The organism is Rossellomorea sp. LjRoot5, assembly GCF_964253455.1.
Lineage (GTDB): Bacteria > Bacillota > Bacilli > Bacillales > Bacillaceae_B > Rossellomorea.
Genome location: NZ_CAXUQN020000008.1, coordinates 1 through 205, shown reverse-complemented (window position 1 = coordinate 205; position 205 = coordinate 1). Strand labels below are relative to the sequence as shown.

Here is a 205-nt window from a genome sequence, read left to right as displayed (position 1 = left end):
GTTTAATGAGAATATGGTGGGCCTAAGTGGACTCGAACCACCGACCTCACGCTTATCAGGCGTGCGCTCTAACCAGCTGAGCTATAGGCCCATATTCCATAAAAATGAATGATAAGCAATGCTTACCATTGTTTGTTTGATGAAGAGTTTTTTTGCTTTCGCAAAAAACTTTATTGAACCATCAAAACTGAACAAAACTTCGACG

Annotated in this window: 1 tRNA gene; it reads right to left on the bottom strand. The window is 40.5% G+C overall.

Annotated elements, in window-relative coordinates:
• Positions 1-14: 14 nt before the first annotated feature.
• Positions 15-91, bottom strand: a tRNA-Ile gene (locus tag ACSQ2E_RS22840).
• Positions 92-205 lie beyond the last annotated feature (114 nt).